Origin of the sequence: Geodermatophilus sp. CPCC 206100, from assembly GCF_048569675.1 — a bacterium.
Taxonomy (GTDB): Bacteria; Actinomycetota; Actinomycetes; order Mycobacteriales; family Geodermatophilaceae; genus Geodermatophilus.
Map to the genome: position 1 here is coordinate 72352 of NZ_JAQISV010000017.1, position 18878 is coordinate 91229.

14 protein-coding genes are annotated in these 18878 nt (G+C 74.8%); 1 reads left to right on the forward strand and 13 read right to left on the reverse strand.

Translation table 11 applies throughout. The annotated features are described in order from the left end of the window. Positions 1-6 precede the first annotated feature (6 nt). Positions 7-1374: a hypothetical protein gene (locus PGN05_RS10220; RefSeq protein WP_419752426.1), complete on the forward strand. Its 1368-nt coding sequence runs from the start codon at positions 7-9 to the stop codon at positions 1372-1374. Here the strand turns inward: PGN05_RS10220 and asnB are convergent. From asnB to PGN05_RS10285, 13 genes are all read right to left on the reverse strand, one after another. Then, positions 1356-3350 (reverse strand): asparagine synthase (glutamine-hydrolyzing), encoded by a 1995-nt coding sequence (gene asnB, locus PGN05_RS10225; protein ID WP_419752427.1) that lies wholly within the window; start codon positions 3348-3350, stop codon positions 1356-1358. The two genes, PGN05_RS10220 and asnB, sit on opposite strands and share 19 nt — an antisense overlap. After that, on the reverse strand, positions 3254-4255 hold the full coding sequence (locus PGN05_RS10230) for an NAD-dependent epimerase/dehydratase family protein (RefSeq protein ID WP_419752428.1): 1002 nt from the start codon (positions 4253-4255) through the stop codon (positions 3254-3256). Before PGN05_RS10230 ends, asnB begins: the two co-directional genes overlap by 97 nt. Beyond that, on the reverse strand, positions 4252-5475 hold the full coding sequence (locus tag PGN05_RS10235; protein WP_419752429.1) for a glycosyltransferase: 1224 nt from the start codon (positions 5473-5475) through the stop codon (positions 4252-4254). Before PGN05_RS10235 ends, PGN05_RS10230 begins: the two co-directional genes overlap by 4 nt. A gap of 1 nt (position 5476) precedes the next feature. Beyond that, a complete protein-coding gene (locus PGN05_RS10240) occupies positions 5477-6820 on the reverse strand; it encodes a lipopolysaccharide biosynthesis protein (protein WP_419752430.1) in 1344 nt (447 codons plus the stop codon). Next, positions 6817-8040: a glycosyltransferase family 4 protein gene (locus PGN05_RS10245; protein WP_419752431.1), complete on the reverse strand. Its 1224-nt coding sequence runs from the start codon at positions 8038-8040 to the stop codon at positions 6817-6819. Before PGN05_RS10245 ends, PGN05_RS10240 begins: the two co-directional genes overlap by 4 nt. Positions 8041-8050: 10 nt before the next feature. After that, positions 8051-9580 carry a hypothetical protein gene (locus PGN05_RS10250; protein WP_419752432.1) on the reverse strand — a complete coding sequence of 510 codons (1530 nt, stop codon included), beginning with the start codon at positions 9578-9580 and terminating at the stop codon, positions 8051-8053. After that, positions 9577-10893: a glycosyltransferase gene (locus PGN05_RS10255; RefSeq protein WP_419752433.1), complete on the reverse strand. Its 1317-nt coding sequence runs from the start codon at positions 10891-10893 to the stop codon at positions 9577-9579. Before PGN05_RS10255 ends, PGN05_RS10250 begins: the two co-directional genes overlap by 4 nt. A gap of 7 nt (positions 10894-10900) precedes the next feature. Then, a complete protein-coding gene (locus tag PGN05_RS10260; protein ID WP_419752434.1) occupies positions 10901-12445 on the reverse strand; it encodes an AAA family ATPase in 1545 nt (514 codons plus the stop codon). A gap of 31 nt (positions 12446-12476) precedes the next feature. After that, positions 12477-13775: a nucleotide sugar dehydrogenase gene (locus tag PGN05_RS10265; RefSeq protein ID WP_419752435.1), complete on the reverse strand. Its 1299-nt coding sequence runs from the start codon at positions 13773-13775 to the stop codon at positions 12477-12479. Next, positions 13772-14713: an NAD-dependent epimerase/dehydratase family protein gene (locus PGN05_RS10270; protein WP_419752436.1), complete on the reverse strand. Its 942-nt coding sequence runs from the start codon at positions 14711-14713 to the stop codon at positions 13772-13774. Before PGN05_RS10270 ends, PGN05_RS10265 begins: the two co-directional genes overlap by 4 nt. An 8-nt stretch (positions 14714-14721) precedes the next feature. Next, complete coding sequence (locus PGN05_RS10275) at positions 14722-15474, reverse strand: sugar transferase (protein ID WP_419752437.1); 753 nt, start codon at positions 15472-15474, stop codon at positions 14722-14724. A gap of 1261 nt (positions 15475-16735) precedes the next feature. After that, on the reverse strand, positions 16736-17365 hold the full coding sequence (locus PGN05_RS10280) for a TIGR03086 family metal-binding protein (protein WP_419752438.1): 630 nt from the start codon (positions 17363-17365) through the stop codon (positions 16736-16738). Positions 17366-17413: 48 nt separating this feature from the next. Next, entirely contained in the window at positions 17414-18835 is a 1422-nt protein-coding gene (locus tag PGN05_RS10285) for an amidase (RefSeq protein ID WP_419752439.1), read from the reverse strand. Positions 18836-18878: the final 43 nt, after the last annotated feature.

The following is an 18878-nucleotide window of genomic DNA, read 5'->3' on the forward strand; positions in this document are numbered from 1 at the left end:
GTGTCGATGACCCGAGGACGTCGCCTGCTCGCGATCGTCTCGGCCGGTGTCTGGGCCGCGTCCGTGCTGGCCTGTTCCCCTGCCGAGCGGGTCGAGTCCGCCGCGGAACCCGCCCCCAGCCGTCCCGTGCTGCCGAACGACCGGGGGACCCTGTTCGCCAGCGCGGCCGACGGGGAGAACGCGTTCCTCGGCATCTCCCTCAACGACCCGCACTCGGTCCACTGGGCACAGATGTCCGACGCCGCGGTCAAGGTCGCCCACGGCATGGCCACCGTCATCCGTCCCAGTGGCGAGTCGCAGTGGCCCTGGTTCCCCTACCGCGCCTTCATCGAGTACGAGCAGCGCGAGGTCGCTGCCGGGCGGCCACCGCTGCGGCTGACCGCCACCTACCAGGGCGTGTCCCGGCCGGTGTACCTGAACTGGAGCCTCGGCTTCCCCGCGCCCGGTGAACCGCCCCGGGTTCCCGACCCCGACGACTGGGAGCAGGCCGTCAACCTCGCCGACGACCGGTACACCAGGTGGGTCCTGGACAACTACGTCGAGCCCATCGTGTTCCACCGCTACCACACGGCCGACGGTCGCCCCGCGGACCTGCCGGGCCCGCATCCCAACCAGTGGCTGGGGCTGGACCAGATCACCATCAACCAGCACCTCTACGGAGTCCTCGACGACGCGGGCACGTGGGTCCCGATGGACGCCGGGCCGATCATGGACCGTCCCTTCCCCCACGGATCGGCCGCGCTGCACGCCATGTACCGGCACTTCTTCGCGCGACTCCACGAGATGCGGCCCGGGCTGCGCGTGATGGTGAACGCCGGGAGCCCGGACAGCTGGGCCGCGTTCCGACAGGACCTCGCCGATGTCGACGGGCTGGTGATCGAAGAGCTGTTCGCGGCGGTCCGGGACGGCCTGTCACCCGACGGACGGCAGCTGCTGCTCGACCACTGGAGGGCTGTGTCCGACTTCGCGGCGGACGGCGGCGTCGTGCTGATGCGGTCGCTGCTCGACCCCGCCGCACCGACCTACGAGAGCGACCTGCGGTCGGGTCTCGTGGCCTACCTGCTGCTCTCGGGCGCGGACACCGCCTGGGCGCCGCAGGGCCCCGGGTTCATGGAGCTGCCGCCGGAGGAGTACCAGGCCATGAAGGCGGCGATCGGCCGCGCCACCTCCACCATGGAGGTACGGCGCGAGGGCGGCCGCGGTGCGGCCCTGTACAGCCGGACGACGGAGAACGGCGTCGTGGTCGTCAACGCGACCGGGCGGACGGTCGTGGTGCCCTGCCCCGAGGACGCCTCGTGCCGGGACCGGTCCGGCGGCGCCGTCGACGCCATCGCCGTCCCCGACCTGACCGGCGACTACCTGCTCACCTCCTGAGGCACCGCCGCCCGCGGCCGGCTGTGGTGCCAGAGGGCGAGCTGGTACAGCTTCCAGAGCAGCGGCCCGCGGTCCCGTTCACCGGTCCGGTGCTGCTCGAAGCAGGCGGCGACCACCCGCCGATCGAGGCCGAAGGTGTCCAGCACCGGCTGGGCCAGCACCGCAGCCCGCGCCGGCGCGTGCAGCTGGTGCTGCAGCCACCGGTCGAACGGCACCCCGAAGCCCCGCTTGGGCGCGTCGAGGACCGCGTCGGGGACACGGCCGCGCATGGCGTCACGGAGCACGACCTTCTTCTCCCGGCCGCGCACCTTGTAGCCGGAGGGCAGGCCCACGGCGAGCCCGGCGACCCCCTCGTCCAGGAGCGGGACCCGGGCCTCCAGGCCGTGCGCCATGGTGGCCCGGTCCACCTTCGGGAGGAACTGCGAGGGCAGCTGCAGGGTGAGGTCGGTGAGCAGCATCCGCTGCACCGGGTCGGCTCCCGCGAACCGGTCGGCAGCGTGCCGGTAGGCCAGGAAGGGGTCGGTCCCCTCCACCAGCAGGCGGCGGGCGTCCACGGTCAGCACGTCCTCCGGCGGCGCGTCCCCGGTCTCCAGGGTCAGGAGCAGCGCCATGCGCTCCGCGGGGTCGGCGCGGCCCAGCGCGTCCGCGACGCGTGCCGCGCGCCGCCCGGTGGGCCCGGCCGCCCTCAGGGCGGGGGTGAGGAGCCGTGGCCAGGCCCGCCACGGACGAGCGTGCCGGAGCAGGGAGTAGCGCCGGTAGCCACCGAACACCTCGTCGCCACCGTCGCCCTGCAGGACGACCTTCACGGCACCCCCGAGCTCGTCGGCGAGCAGGAAGAGGGGGATGTTGGCGGCATCGGCGAACGGCTCGTCGTGGGCGTCGGCCAGCCGCTCCAGGACGTCGCCGAGGTGCGCGGCGGAGACGTGCAGCTCGTGGTGGTCCAGGCCGAGGTCGGCCGCCAGGCGGCGGGCCGCCGGCAGCTCGTCGGCGTGGTCGGTGAAGTCGAAGCCGACCGAGTAGCTGGACAGCCGGCGTCCCGAGGCGTGCGCGGCGGAGGCCGCGATCGAGGACGAGTCGATGCCGCCGCTGAGGAAGACGCCCACGGGGACGTCGGCCACGAGCTGGCGGGCGACGGCCGTGTCGACGGCGTGCCGCACCTGTGCCGCAGCCTCCCGCTCGTCCGGCGGCGGGCCGGGCGTCAGCCAGTCCTCCAGCCGCCAGTACGGCTCGATGCGCGTCCTGCCGTCCTCGGCGAGGAGCCAGTGGCCGGGCGGCAGGGAGCGCACGGACCGGTAGATCGTGCGGTCCTCGTAGGCGTTGCCGAACCACAGGTACTCGCGCAGCGCCTGCCGGTCGACGTCGGCGTCCACGCCGGCCCGCCACAACGCCTTGATCTCCGAGCCGAACGCCAGGGTCTCCCCGGACCGGGCGTAGAAGAGCGGCTTGACCCCGAGCCGGTCCCGCATCAGCACCAGGCGCCGGCGGGCGGGATCCCACAGGGCGAAGCCGAAGATCCCCTCGAGGCGGCGGAGGCCGTCCAGCCCCCAGCGCGTGTACGCGCGCAGCAGGACCTCCGTGTCGGAGGTCCCGGCGAAGCCCACGCCTGCGGCCGACAGCTCCCGCCGCAGCTCTCGGAAGTTGTAGACCTCGCCGTTGTAGGCCACGCACACGCCGGTCGCGTCGTCGGTCATCGGCTGGGCCCCGGCGGCGGTGAGGTCGATGACGCTCAGCCGCCGGTGGCCCAGCGCGATGCCCTCGCCGACGTAGAGCCCGTCGGCATCGGGCCCGCGGTGGGCCAGGGACGCGGTCATCGTCGTGACCCGGCTCCGGAGCTCAGCGGGCGGCCCCGGCGCGAGGATGCCGCAGAAGCCGCACACGCTCAGCCCCGGACCACGTCGGCGAGCAGGGGAGCGGGACGGTCGGCGAGGCCGGCGATCTCCTGGATGATGTCGTCCAGCCGCCAGGCGGGGTCCCACCCGATCAGCTCGGCGGCCCGGCGGGTGTCGGGGACCCGGCGCATCATGTCGTCGAAGCCGGCCCCGTAGGCCTCCTCGTACGGCACGAAGTCGATCGTCGAACGCGACCCGCACAGGTCGATGACCCGCTCGGCCAGCCCGAGGATCGAGATCTCCTCCTGCGTGCCGAGGTTCACCACCTGGCCGGCAGCGGCCTCGTTGGCCGGCAGCCGGAGCAGGCCGTCCACGACGTCGTGCACCGAGCAGAAGCAGCGCCGTTGCGTGCCGTCGCCGTAGACGGTGAGCGGCCGGTCGGACAGGGCCTGCCGCACGAACGAGGGAACCACCATCCCGTACTGGCCGGTCTGGCGGGGTCCCACCGTGTTGAACAGCCGCACGATGTAGACCGGCAGGTGGGACTGGTAGTGGTGCGCGAGGGCGAGGAACTCGTCGAGCGCCTTGGCGCAGGCGTACGCCCAGCGCCGCTTGGACGTCGGGCCCATCACGACGTCGGCGTCCTCGCGGAAGGGGATGCGCTCGGACTTGCCGTACACCTCGCTGGTCGAGGTGATGAGCACGGGCCGGTGGTAGCGCGCGCACGCGTTCAGCACGACGTCGGTGCCGTGGAAGATCGTCTCCACGGTCCGGACCGGTTGCTCGATGATCAGTTTCACGCCGACCGCGCTCGCGAGGTGGTAGACGAGGTCGTGGCGGGCCACCTCCTCGGTGACCAGCGCGCGCTCGGTGGCCGACGCCATGATCACGCGGAAGTGCGGATCCCGCTTGAGGTGGTCGATGTTGGCCCAGCGACCGGTGGAGAGGTCGTCGATGACGGTCACCGACCGGCCCTCCCTCAGCAGCGCCTCGCACAGGTGTGAGCCGACGAACCCGGCTCCCCCGGTCACCAGGACCTTCTCGTGTGTCATCCCGCTGTTCCTTCCCCTGGTGCTGTCGACGGTCGACGGCGACGCCAGGACGGCGCCCCGTCGGTGCTCACGGTGGTCCGGGCGACCGCGCCCGGACGGCGGCGGTAGACCTCGCCGAGGGAGTCGAGGCAGGCCTGGACGGCGAAGGAGCTCGCCATGAGCTCCGGGACCCGCGAACGCCGGTCTGCGGTGCGCGCCTCCAGGACCGCGTCGACCCAGTCGGCGGCCCCCTGCAGCGGCAGGAACCGGGTCAGCTCCGGCACCACGGTGACCTCGCGGGGCACCGCGTCGGAGAGGACGCACGGCAGCCCCGCCGCCTGTGCCTCCAGGCCGACGATGCCGAGCCCCTCGTGCAGGGAGGGCAGGACGAAGACGTCCATCGCCGCCCGCATGACGGCGGGGACGTCGGCCCGCGTGCCGGCGAACACCACGCGATCGGCCAGCCCGCGCTCCCGGGCCTGCCGCTCGACGTCGCCCCGCAGGGGCCCCTCCCCGACGAGGAGGAGGACGGTGCGAGGGTCGCACCGGGCGACCCTGGCGACGACGTCGAGGAGGAACGTCTGGTTCTTGCCCTCGTCGAACCGTCCCACGTGGCCGACCACGAAGGCGTCCGGCGCCAGCCCCAGGTCGCGGCGCACCGCGGCCGCGTCGAGGGGGGCGTCGAAGCGGCGGAAGTCGAAGCCGTAGTGCACGAGGCGGTCCCGCGGCCGGTCCGGCCAGCGGGGCCCGAACAGGGCCCGGCCCGCCGGGACGCTGGCGCCGAGACGGTCGGTGGCCACGAGGTCCAAGAGGCGGCCCGCCGTCGCGAAGTAGATCCGCCGCACGAGGCCCGCGGTGGCCTGCACGGACGAGGTGTCGGCGTGACTGTGCGCGATCCGCACCGGCACCCCGGCGAGCCGGGCCAGCCCGAGGGGATAGGCCGAGAAGTGGTGGACGTGGCTGTGCACGACGTCGTAGCGACCGCTCCGCACCGTCCTGAGGAACCGGCGGGCGAACCGCGCCGGCCGGGAGGACGGTGCGCACGGGATGATCGAGACCCCCAGGCGTCGGGCCTCGTCGTCGTACGCCCCGGGCGCGGCGGTGTGGACGAGCACGTCCATCGCCAGCCGCGACCGGTCGACGTGGCCGAAGACCTCCATGAGCCAGGTCTCCACGCCGCCGCGGTCCATGCTCCCGACGATGTGCAGGACGCGGACCGGGCCGTGCTCGCGCCGGGACACCTCAGCTCCTCCCGTCCTCGCGCGGAGCGGACCGCAGCAGCGCCCGGTCCCGGCGTGCCGGGCCGCCGGCCCGCACCGGGTCCCGGCCGGTCCGCAGCCGCCGGCGCAGGAGCGCCCACGACGCGGCGGACAGCCCCCCGTAGACGAGCAGGGAGGCGACGGCCGCCCCGGCGGCGCCGCCCGTGCGGGTGGCCACCGCGTAGCAGGCGACGGCGCAGATCGCGCCGGCCATCCCCAGGCTCCCCGCCGTGCCGGTCCACCCCCCGCCGAGCAGGCCGCGACTGGCCAGGGCGTAGGGGACGAAGCAGACCTCGGCCACCAGCAGGACCACCAGCAGGTCACGGGCGCCGGTGAACTCGGGCCCGAACACCGGCGGGATGAGCCACCAGGCGGCGATCCCACCGACGAGCGCACCGGCGGCCGTGATGACGAGCGCGGTGCGCAGCAGCCGGGCAGCGCCGCCGCCGCGGCGGTCGACGGCGGTCTCCCGCTGCAGCACCTGGCCGGCAGCGATCGGCACGACGCGGACGACCTCGCCCAGGGTGGCGGCCAGGGAGTAGACGCCCACGGCGGCCGGCCCGCTGGCCAGCCCCAGCAGGTAGCGGTCGGCACGGAGCACGACGGCCAACCCGGCGTTGACGCCCAGAGCCGGCGTCCCGACCCGCAGCAGTTCCGGCAGCAGGTGCAGGCGGGGACGGCGCAGATCGAGCAGGCCGGCCGCGTGCAGCCGGGTCCCGACGACGCCGCACGCCACGGCCGCGCCGAGGCTCTGGGCCAGGAGCAGGGCGCCGGGGGTGCGCTCGACGGCGAGGCCCACCAGGACCGCGGCCAGGCTCGCCGCGCCCGTGGCAGCGGCCGACCCGACGGCCCGGTTGTAGTGCCCGTCGGCGTACCAGGCCTCGACGAACTGGTTCATGAGGAGCTGGGTCGACGTGTACACCGCCAGGGCGAGCAGGAAGCCGGGATCGGCGAGGCCGGCGTCGATGGCGGGCGCGGAGGCCGCCGACGCGGCCACGGCCAGGGCGGGGGCGAGGACCGCGCCCGCCACCGACCACCAGGTGTAGGCCGAGAGCAGGGCGAGGCGATGCTCGCCGTCCGCCGACGGGGCACGCGACCGCAGCGCCGGCCCGGTGCCGAGGCCGCCGATGAAGCTCAGGAAGCTGCCCACCGTGATGCCGACGACCATCACGCCGCGGTCGGCAGGTCCCAGGGCCACGGTCGTCAACAGCGCGATCATGGCGTTGCACGCGGTCTGGGCGACGTTGAGCGCCGACATCGTGACGATGCTGCGGACGGGCGCCCGCGTTCCCGTCCCCGCGGCGGACCGCAGGCGGTCCACGGTCACCGTCCGGCCTCTCCGCGGGCCCGGGGCAGCGCCCCCAGCCACTCGGTGAAGCGGGCGTCGAGGACGTCGGAGGAGTAGCGGCGGGCGGTCCGGAGGTTGCGGAGGGACTGCGCCTCCCACTCGGACCGGTCGGCGGCCAGCGCCGTCATCGCGCCCGCCAGGGCGGAGGGGTCCCCCGCCGGCACCAGCCACCGCCCGTCCAGCAGTTCCGGGATTCCGCCCACGTCGCTGCCCACGGCGGGCAGCGCCCGCGCCATGGCCTCGAGCAGCGCCCGCGGCAGCCCCTCGGTCAGGGACGGCAGGGCGAACAGCGACGCCTCGTCGAGCAGCTCCAGCAGCCGGCTGCGGTCGTGCACCGCACCGGTGAAGACCACCGCGTCGCCGACGCCGAGCGACTCGGCGAGGTCCACCAGCTGCGCGTGGGTGCGCCCGCCGCCCACGATGACCGCCCGGGCGTCGACGCCGTCGACCCGCATGCGGTGGAGCGCCCGGAGCAGCACGTCGTGCCCCTTGTACGGCAGCTCCTGGCTGCCGATGGTGAGGATCCGGACGGGGCCCGGCTGCCACCGCCGGCCGCCGTCCCGGAAGGCGTCGTCGCCCAGACGGGCGCCGGACACGCTCACCGCGACGGCCCCGGCGCGGTGCGGATAGCTGCACTGCAACGTCGACCCGGTCACGTAGAGGGCGGCGGCGGCGCCGCCGACCGCGGTGCGCATCTGCCAGCGGGCGAGGGGTGCCAGCGCCCGGCCCGGCCGGCCCAGCGCCCCCGAGGTCAGGACGGCCACGGGGTCGCCGACCACCTCGACGCTGTAGGTGCGCCGCAGGAGGCGGCAGGCCGCGGCGGCGAGCAGGGGGACCACCCCGGGCAGGCGGAGGAGGACGACCTCGGCCCGCGCCACCTCGCCGGTGATCGCCGCGGCGAGGCGGGGGAGCGCCGGCACCAGTCCCCGGAGCCCCAGGTAGTAGGGGAGCGGCGCGACGGTGGCCGTCCCGTCGAGCGCGGCCAGGCCCGGCTCCGTGCGGCGCTTCGCACGGGCCACCAACCGGAGCGCCACGCCACCCCGGGCGTACCGCCGCCACGTGCCCGCGCCGCTGGTCGGGTCCATCGCCCCCCACCCCCCGGTCTCGTCCCGGGCGAAGCGGGCCTCGACGAACAGGCTCAGGGTCGGCCGTCCGGTCTCCTCTCCCGACCGGCGACGACGGGTCGGTGCGATCCCCACGGCGGGCACCTCAGCCGGCCCGCCCGGGAGCGGCGCGTTCCGCGGGCGGGGTCTCCCCGGCCCGCGCCCGGACCCGCGACCCGAGGGCGAGGAGGGCGAACACGGCGACGTAGTTGAGGAGGAACCAGGTGACGTTGTCCAGGTCGCTGGTCAGGGCCAGCGCCGCGGCCAGGGACAGCCCCGGTGCGACCAGCGCCGCGCCCGGTGCGTGCGGCGAGGTCAGGCACCGGCGGTAGTAGGACGACGCACCACGGACGACGAGCGCGAACGGCAGGAACGCGAGGACCGCGCCCGCCGCGCCGAAGTTGAGGACCGCCTCCCCGCCCAGCCCGTAGACGTAGCTCGACGCGAAGTCCGGCCGGTGGCTGCCGCTGCCGTACAGCATGTCCGTGCCCACGTCGATCTTGTCCGGGATGCGTCCCAGCCCGAGGGAGTCCGGGACGAGGAACGTCAGGTCGCCGAGGTAGGTGGCGCCGTGGGCCACCGGCGCGCGGCCCTCCTGCTGCCGCTCCAGCAGCAGGGCCTGGACGTCGGCGCGCCCGAGGTCGCCGAGGAGGACCGACCGCATGTCGCGGCCGGTGTCCGACGACAGCTCCGACAGGGACGCCCCCTCGCCGATGGCCTCCAGCGCGTCGCTCCCCGCCGCCTTGTAGAAGCCGTAGAGGTACAGGAAGCCGACCAGCGCCACCGTGAGGACCACCAGGGTCCGGCGGCGGACCGGCGCGACGAGGAAGTGGCACAGACCCACGCCGACGACCAGGCACCAGACGGTGTGGGACCGGCTGCCGCCCAGCCCGCCGACGAGCAACTCCAGCAGCGCGTACGGGACCAGGACGAGCACGACGGCTGCCGGTCGCCTCCGGAGTCGGTCCCGGAGACGGACGAGGGCGAGCACGAGCAGGGCGATCGGGAAGGCGGTCGACACCAGCAGTGCCGGTCCGAGCCCCTGGAGCTGCGAGCGGTCGTCGGCCATCGCCTCGACGTAGGCGGCCGGCCCGCCCATCCTCGCGACGAGCAGCGCGAAGGACAGGGCGCCGAGGACGGCCACCGCGGCCGACAGCCGGCCGAGCCGTCGCACGTCCGTCGAGGGCAGCGGCGGGTGCGCCCGCGTCGGCCGGGGCGCGAGGACGGCGCGGTACACCGTCAGCCCGAGCAGGTTGACCAGCGCCATCCGGCCCAGCGCGGTGCGCCAGTCGGCGGATCCGTCCACGTACTTGGCCCAGTAGTCGAAGCCGACGTGCAGGAGGGGGGTGACGAAGAAGAAGTGCACGCCGACCAGCCCGGTGAGCGCCTGCGGGTCGAAGACGTCCAGGCGACCGCGCACCCAGTCCACGGCGTCGGGGGCCACGAGCAGGCCGCACGCCGTGACCGGCACCAGGAACCAGTGCCGCAGGTCCGGGACCATGAGGGCGGCGACGGCGGTCGTGCCGAGGACGAGCACCGCGCCCAGGACCCAGCTGACGCTCCGGTCGTCCCCGGACTCCGGGACCTCCCGGGGGGACCGTCGGCCGGCATCGGCCACGGCTGCGCTGTCCCTCATGCGGTGACCGGGGGCCGGACCGGCCGCCGGGGCGCCGGTCGCGGCAGGGACCGGTCGTCCGACGGGAGCAGGGCCGGCCGGCCACGGCGCCGGAGCAGGGCGTCGTAGAGCTCGAGGTGCTCCTGCCAGACCCGGCGGCTGTCGAACAGCACCTCGACCCGGCGTCGCCCGGCCGTCCCGTGCGCCGTCCGGACGTCGGGCCGGTCGAGGTACTCCTGGATCGCGTCGGCCAGTGCCACGGCGTCGCGCGGCGGCACCAGCGTGCCGGTCACGCCGTCCGCCACGGCGTCCACGCAGCCGGTCACCCGCGACGCGATGACGGGACGCGACATCGCGGCCGCCTCGATGAGGACGTTGCCGAAGCCCTCGCGCCAGGTCGGCAGCACGAGCAGGTCCATGGCGGCGAACGCGGCGGGCATGTCGTCGATCGCCCCGGTGAAGCGGACACGGGGGTCGCGCCGGAGCAGCCGCAGCGCCGGTTCGCAGTCCGGCCCGCTCTCGTCGGGACCGATGAGGACCAGCCGGGTGCGGCCGTCCCTCACCAGCTGCCACGCTTCGGCGAGCTCGAGCAGCCCCTTCTCCTTCGTCAGCCGGCCGACGAACCCGATCAGCGTCTCCTCCGGGCCGCACCCGAGACCGCGGCGGAAGCGCCGCGCCGCCGCCACCTGCAGGGGCCCGGTGCGGAAGCGCTCGAGGTCCACCCCGTTGCACGAGCCCGACCCGACCACCCGGGCCCGGTCCGCCTGGACGAGCCCCTCGGCGGCCGCCTCGTCGCGGAGGCTGCTGCTCACGCAGAGGACGTCGGTCGCCAGCCGGGCCGACGTCCGCTCGGCGGCGCGCACCACGGCGCGCTTGAGGCCCGACAGCGTCGTGCTCCGCAACCCGTGCAGGACGAACAGCCGGTCGGGCACCCGGACGGCCGCCGCGGCCGCGAGGACGAGGAGGGCGGCCTTGGGTGTCCCGGCGCAGACGACGTCGGGACGCAGCCGCCGGAGCAGCCGGACGAGGGTGAGGAGAGCCCGCAGGTCCGCCAGCGGTGCCATCTCGCGCACCATGGGGACCGGGCAGTAGCGGGCCCCCTCCTCCGCGGCGATGGCGCGAGCCCGCTCGCCCGGGGAGGTGACCAGCGTGACCTCGGCCCCGGCGGCGGCCAGCGCGGCGAGCTGCCCGCGGAAGAACACCGCACAGAAGGGGTCGGTGACGGCGAGGAGGATCCTCGGCGGACCCGGGACCGCGTCGGTGCCCGGAGCCGGGGGGGCGGGGGCAGGGCCGGACCGGGAGGGCGCCGCGCCCCTCGCGTCGAGGTCGGTCATCGCACGCTCACCTCTCCGGGACGGGGCCGTGGTGGTTGGCGCTGCCCGGCGATGCGTGCTCGCCGGCGCGGGGGGCGGTGAGCCGGACCGGGGCCGGCGCCGGGGACCCGGCTCGGTCGTCCGGCCCCGCTCCGGAGCCGGCCGGGCGGGGACGTCGCGCCCGCCGGAGGCTGCCCGCGAGAAGCGGCGTGCCGTCGGGCTCCGGGTGGGCCGCGGCGCGCCTGCCCGGCCGGGCCCCCGGACGCCGGGCGCGGGTCGGGTCGACGGTGAGCACCACGCCGAGGACCCGCGCGGACACCGCGTCCAGCGCGTCGAGGGACTCCTCGACCTGCGGGTACGTCGTCCTGCCGGCGCGGCAGACGAGGAGTACGCCGTCGGCGACCGCCGCGAGCTCCGAGCCGTCGGCGGCCTCGAGCAGCGGCGGGGAGTCGAGCAGGACGACCTCGTACCGCTGCCGCAGTTCCTCCAGCAGGTCGACCAGCTGCTGGGACCCGACGACCTCGGTGCTGTTGCCGGGGACCGGGACGCCGGTCAGCACGTCGAACGACCCGGGCCGCCCGGGACGGATCGCCTCGGCGAGCCGGCTCCCGCCCGCCAGCAGGTCGACCAGGCCCGGTCGTGGCTCCGTGCCGAGGTACTCGGCCACCGTGGGCCGGCGCAGGTCGGTGTCCACGACGAGGACGCGGCTCCCGCCGGCCGCGATCGCGTCGGCCAGGTCGCACACCAGGGTCGTGCGCCCCTCATCGGGCCGGGGACCGGTCACCACGAGGACCGCGCGGTCGGCTCCGGGGGTGCTGTGGTGCAGCGCGGCGCGCAGCCGCCGCAGGGCCTCCAGCCGGGCCGGGGCGGCTGCCGCCGCACGGCCCGGCCGCGGCTCTGCCGGCAGTGGCACGACGCCGAGCACCGGGACGCCGGTCCGCTCCTGCAGCGCGTGCGCCGAGCCCACGGCGTCGTCGAGACTCCGGCGCAGGGCCGCCAGCCCGAGGCCCGCGAGGAGGCCGAGCAGCGCCCCGAGGACGAGGTTGACCAGGGAGTCCGGGGACACCGGGGCGGTCGGCGGCTCGGCGGCCTCGACGACCTGCACCCGGACCGGGCTCGGCCCCGGTTCGCCCGGCGTCTGCTCCAGCTGCTCGACCAGCCGGCCGAACGAGGCCGCCGCCAGGTCGGCCAGGTCCGCCGCCCGCTGGGGCGACCGGTCGGTGGCCGTGATCGTCATGACGAGCGTCTCCGGCTGGGCCACCGCGGTGATCCGGCCGGCCAGGTCGGCGCCGCCCGACAGCCCCAGCTCCGCGGCGACGTCGTCGGCCAGCCGCTCCCCGGTGGCCAGCTCGACGTAGGACTTCATCCGGTGCTCGGACAGCAGGCCGCCCTGGTAGGCCGACGGCGCGTCCGTGGTGGGGACACCGGGCGAGACGTACAGCGTCGTCCCGGCGGCGTAACGGGCGGGCGTGAGGGCGGTGACGAGGCCGGCGACGGCGAGCCCCACGGCGAGTCCCCCCGCGAGCCACCGCCAGCGCCGCAGCAGCTCCCGGCACCACCCCCGCAGGGTCATCCCGCCGTCCTCCCGCACACCGGAGGGGAGGTCACAGGTACTCCACGTTCTTGGAGACCAGCCGGTGCCGGGTGTCGAGGACCCAGGAGGGCGACCGCTCCAGGGGCCGGTAGTCGATGTCGTCGTGGTCGGTCAACAGCACGACCGCGTCCGCCGAGTCCAGGCGCACGTCGGCAGCGTCGGTGAGCTTCACGCCGGGCGGGCACTTGTGCGGCTCCACGTGGGAGTCGACGACCTGCACCGTGGCACCCAGGTCCGCGAGCAGCTGGACCACGCGGACTGCGGGTGACTCCCGCACGTCCCCGGTGTTGGGCTTGTACGCCAGCCCGAACACGATGATCTCACTGCCGTTCACGGCCCGACCCCGCAGGTTCAGCCCGGCGGCGATGCGCAGGACGATGTGGTCGGGCATGTGGTCGTTGATGTCGTTGGCCAGCTCGACGAAGCGGAAGCTGCGACGGAGCAGGCGCCGCACCTGCCACGACAGGTAGGTGGGGTCCACCGGGAGGCAGTGACCGCCGACGCCCGGGCCCGGGGTGAACCGCATGAACCCGAACGGCTTGCTCGATGCCGCGTCGATGACCTCCCACACGTCGACGCCGAGCTCGCGGGCGAACATCGCGATCTCGTTGACGAGGGCGATGTTCACGTGCCGGAAGGTGTTCTCGAGCAGCTTGGTCAGCTCGGCCTCGCGGCACCCGGAGACAGCCACGGTCTCCTGGACGAGCTTGGCGTACAGCTTCTGCACGACCGACAGCGACGGCCGGTCGATCCCGGAGACGACCTTGGGTGTGTTCTCGAAGCCGTACCGGGGGTTGCCGGGGTCGATCCGCTCCGGGCTGTACCCCACGAAGAAGTCCTTGCCGGCGACGAGGCCGCTGCCCTCCTCGAGGAGGGGGACGAGGATCTCGTCTGTGGTGCCCGGGTAGGTCGTCGACTCGAGGACCACCGTCGCGCCGCAGGTGAGGTGCTCGGCGAGCTGGCCGGCGGCGGCGGTGATGTAGCTGAGGTCCGGGAGGGAGTCCCGCAGCGGGGTCGGCACGGTGATGATCGCGGCGTCGAAGCCGGAGACGTCGTCGTAGGACGTCGTCGGCCGGTAGCGACCGCTGTCGAGGGCACGGGCCAGCCGCTCGGCGGCGACGTCCTCCACGTAGGACGTCCCCTGGGCGAGGGCATCGGTCCGGACGGCGTCGGTGTCCACGCCGACGACCGTGAACCCGACCTCGACCGCGCGGATGGCCAGGGGCAGGCCGACGTATCCCTGCCCGACGACGACGAGCTTGCGCGGCGAGCTCTGGACCGGCGCGGGAAGCGCCACGGTGACGGTCATGCCGGAGTTCCTCCGGGTGTCGCAGCGAGCACGTTCTCCTCCATCCAGGCGATGGTCCGGCGGAGTCCCTCCTCGAGAGGGACGGGCGTGAGGTCGGGGAACAGGGAGGTGAGCACTCCGACCGCGGCCTGGGAGTGGCGCACGTCCCCCGGACGCGGTGGCCGGCGGTCGACCTCCAGCCGCCGGCCGAGCAGACCGGAGAGCACGTCGATGAGGGTGTTGAGGGAGGTCCGGGTCCCGAAGGCCAGGTTGACCGGGGCGTCGTGGGAGACGCGACCGGCCAGGGAGCGGGTCAGCACCCCGGAGACGGAGTCCACGAAGGTGAAGTCCCGGGTCTGGTCGCCGTCCCCGTGGAGCACGAGGGGGGCCCCGGTCAGTGCGGCGGAGACGAAGGCGGGGACGACCGCGGCATAGGCGTGGCCCGGGGGCTGGAGGGGGCCGAAGACGTTGAAGAAGCGGAAGGCCGTGCACGGCAGGCCATAGCAGCGCTGGTAGGCCAGGGCGTAGGACTCCGCGGCGAGCTTGCTGACGGCGTAGGGACTCGCCGGGGAGCAGCGGAGGTCCTCCGACTTCGGGAGCTCGGGCCCGTTCCCGTAGACGGAGCTCGACGACGCCAGGACCACGTGGGCGCCCACGCCGCGTGCCGCGTCCAGGACGGCGACGGTCCCGGTGACGTTGACGTCGTGACTGCGCCGGGGGTCGTGGAGGGACCGCGGTACGGAGGGGACGGCCGCCAGGTGGACGACGGCGGACACGCCCTCGCACGCATCCGCCACCGCTGCGCTGTCGAGGACGGAGGCGATCCGCAGGTCGACGTCGACACCCCGCAGGTTGGCGTCGAGGCCCGTGGACAGGTCGTCCAGCACCACGACGTCCACGCCGTCCCCCACGAGGACGCGGCAGAGGTTGGCGCCGATGAAGCCGGCGCCCCCCGTCACCAGGACCCTCATCGGTCGGCCCCCCGACGCTCGTGGTCTGCCGCGCCGGCGGCGAGCGGGCCGCCGGGGCGTGCACCCCGACCACCGGCGGGATCGCCGGCACGGAGGCCGTTGCCCGCGGAGGCGAGGCCCCCGTCAGGAGGCGGAGCGGGCGGGAGCCCGACGACGGGGGCGCCGAGCAGCCCGACGGAGAAGCCCGGGTTGGCCACCCCGTAGCCGACGATGCCGCTGGGGCGCACGAGACGTCCGAGCGTCAGCGCGAGGATGCGGAGGTCGAGCAGCAGGGAGCGGTGGGCGATGTACCAGAGGTCCTGCTCGATCCGTTCCGGGAACGGCAGGGCGTTGCGCCCGTTGACCTGCGCCCAGCCGGTCAGGCCCGGCCGCACCGCCAGGCGGCCCCACTGTCGCGGCGTGTAGAGCAGCTCGTCGCCCGGCATCACCGGCCACGGCCGCGGCCCGATGAGGCTCATGTCGCCGCGGATGATGTTCCAGAGCTGGGGCAGCTCGTCCAGGCTGCTGGCCCGCAGGAGGCGCCCCAGCGGGAGGGAGCGCTCGCAGTCGGGCTGCCCTGGGTGGGCCTGCGGCCGCATCGTCCGGAACTTCCAGATGACGAAGACCTGCCCGCCACGACCCCAGCGCTCCTGACGGAACAGGACGGGCGGCCCGTCGGCGCAGCGGATGGCGATCGCGACGGCGAGCAGCACCGGCGAGAGCAGCAGGGCCGCGAGGACCCCGACGACCACGTCGACCGCCCGCCTCACCGGGGGACCCCCACGGAATGGCGGGCGCACCTGGTGCGAGGAATGGGAGGAGCCCACACGAGCCGCTCGGGTACCGGTTCGGCGCGCTGGCTCCGGAATGGCACCAACGGGAGGAGGGAAGTGTTCGCAGCGGCGGCCGGTGCGTTTCCGGAGCCGCAATTCGCAACCGGTCCGGCGGCCCGCTCCGACCATTGTCCGGACCCGGTGTCAATCGCCGGTGCGGTGGTCCGGTCCGCCGCGCGATGCCGTGGGCACGGAGGTGTGGGAATGGCAGACATCGACTCCGGGTCCGCTCGGGCGCTGCCGGGTGCCGGCTGTGCAGCGGGGCGATCCGGGGCGGTGAGGTCACGAAACCGCAGTTCAGCAGCCCTGCGTGCGCCGGTGGAGCGCGCCATCGACGCCGTCGCTCCGCCGTCGAGTTGATGAGACACGACGCAAACCCCCGTGCACTGTCGGCTGGAGACCGGCCAGCGAGTCGCTGGCGCCCGGTCTTCCCGTGCATTTCACCTGCGGTGGACGTGTTCTGTTCTGGTCTTGTCACTGCGCGTCAGGAACGGGTCACGCGGACGTCGATGCCGAGGGCTCGGATGGCGGGTCGCACATCGTCTCGCCCCTGCTCCGACGTGGGCGGAATGCGATCACCAAGTCCTTGGCGAGTCAAGCATGGTGGACCTCACTTCTCGTTCTCCGGAGAAGTGGAGGGTCGTGGAATGAGGGGGATCGACGCCGGCGCGGCGTGCTCTGGGGAGCCGGCCCCGGCGGGTGGTCCCTCCGTCGTCGCTCTCGGCGTCATTCACAACGAGCAGGCGGTACTACCAGGAGTGAGCAGAGGGTGGCTCGCGTCCGCTGCGACGGGTTCAGCACTCGCCCCGAGGGGGTGCCAACGGGGGGCGACCTGGGAAAAATCTTGATGATGGCAGTGCAGATCCTGAACGCTCGGCACGACGTGGATCCGGTGAGTGTCCCCGCCGTTGCGCAGAGGCATGGCAGCATCCCGGCCACCCGTGGACGTGGGGCCGGGGTCGGCCGGTCCGGCGGCGTGGCGGGTGGTCCGGTCGACACGGCGGCCATGGCGGCCGAGGGTGTTCCGAATTGAGGCCGCGCCGCGCGCAGTGGAACGCCTGTCACCGGTGGTGGCCGCGCTCGTTGCCCGCGGCCCCGGGTAATGACGACTTCGCCGTGACGAAACTGCCCGGTTCTCTCATTCACCAATTTCGGGTGAGGCGCTGGTGCGGGCGCCTGTGCCTCTTCCCCGGCCTCGCTAGCGGTCGGGCTGCCAGGCGGGGTCGCGGCCGACCAGCCCGAGCGCGCGGTCCTGCAGCGGCGCGTCGTCCGGCACCTCGACCAGCGGGCCGAAGACGACGACGCCGGGCCCGAAGGCGCCGGGCTGGCGCATGACGTCGGGGATCTGTTGGAGCCCGGGCCACATGCGCTCGAGCTCCTCGGGGTCGATGGTGTCGTCCTGCCCCGTGGCGCGGGCGAGGTCCCAGCGGTGCAGCACCAGGTCGGCGCTGGCGACCTGGTCGACCATGTCGACGCCGGCCATCGTGCCGGCCGGGCTCTCCACGGTCCGGGTGGCGAGCTCCGGGTCGGCGAGCAGGGCGGTCACCTCGTGCCGGGCCGCGCGGAAGGCCGCCAGCGGGTCCTCGTCGACGGTGGGGGCCGGTGCCGGCGTCCGCCCGTAGGGCCGCAGCATCACGGCGTGCATGTCCACGATGTGGCCGACGACGTCGCGCGCGTTCCAGTCCGCGCACGGCGAGGGCCGCGCCCAGTCGGCGTCGGCCACCGCGGTCACCGTCGCCTCGAAGGCGTCGGCCCGGCGGCGGTAGCGCGCGGTCACCTCCGCGATGTGCTGTTCGTCTGCGCTCTGCGGGCCCGGGTCCAGCGTCATGCCGATCAGACGGCCCGGCCGCCGCAGACTCATCGGTGACCGGCGGGCTCAGAGCGGCGGACGGCGCTCGCCGAAGCGCGTGGCCTGCTCGAAGGCGTGCCCCACCTCGAGCACCCGCCGGTCGGCCCGCGGCGCGGCGATCACCTGCAGCCCGACCGGCAGCCCGTCCGGGGTGAAGCCGGCCGGCACCGACAGCGCCGGGCACCCGGTGGGGGTGATCAGCGTGCAGGCGCGCATCCACTCCAGGTAGTTCTCCAGCGGCTGCCCGCCGATCTCGGTCGGGTACTCCTGCTCGACGGGGAACGGCAGCACCTGCGTGGTCGGGGCCAGCAGGACGTCGTAGCGGTCGAAGAAGGCCACCACCCGCTCGTACAGCGCGGTGTGCGCCATCTCCGCGCGGGCGACGTCGGTCCCGGACAGCTTCGCGCCCATCTCGGCGTTCCAGCGGATCGCCTCCTTGACCTGGCCCGGGTGCTGCCGCGCGAGGTCGGTGTACGCGGCGTCGAACAGCCAGGCCCGCAGCGTGCCGAAGACGTCGTCGGCGCCCGACAGGTCGGGGCAGTCGGCCGTCACCGTCGCCCCGAGCTCCTCGAACACGCCGACCGTCTCCGCGAGCACCGCGGTGACCGCCGGATCGACCCGGATCCGGCCGCCCAGGTCGGGCGCCCAGGCCACCCGCAGCCTGTCGAGCCGCTCGGGCAGCGGCGCGGCGAAGGGGGCCCCGGGGTCGCCCAGCGAGATCGGCACCCGCCGGTCCGGCCCGGCCACCGCGGACAGCGTCAGCGCGACGTCGGCCACGGTGCGGCCCATCGGCCCCTGCACCGACAGCTGCGACCACCCGATCGGCGCCGGCCAGGTCGGCACCCGCCCGGGGGTGGGCCGCAGCCCGACGACGTTGCAGAACGCCGCCGGGTTGCGCAGCGAGCCACCCATGTCGCTGCCCTCGGCCAGCGGCACGAGGCCGGCCGCGAGCGCCGCGGCCGCCCCGCCGCTGGAGCCGCCCGCCGACAGCCCGTGCCGGTACGGGTTGTGGGTGACGCCGAAGACCGGGTTGAAGGTGTGCGAGCCGGCCGCGAACTCCGGGGTGTTGGTCTTGCCCACCCGGATCGCGCCCGCCGCCCGCAGCCGCGCGACCACCAGCTCGTCCTCGGCCGGCACGGTGTCGGCGTGCAGCGGCGACCCCCACGTGGTGCGCATGCCGCCGGTGGCGTGGGTGTCCTTGTGGGCGACCGGCAGCCCGTGCAGCGGGCCGACCTCCGCGCCCGAGGCCAGGGCGGCGTCCGCGGCGTCCGCGGCGGCCCGGGCGCCGTCGGGGTCCAGCGTGACGATGGCGTTCAGCTGCGGGCCGATCCGCTCGATCCGGTCCAGGCAGGCGTCGGTCAGCTCCCGGGCCGACAGCTGCCGGGTGCGGATCAGCCCGGCCAGCTCCGTGGCGGGCCGCAGGCAGAGCTCGTCAGTGGTGGCGGTCACCGCACGAGGTTGCCACAACGCCGTCGTCCTCCGGACGGCACCG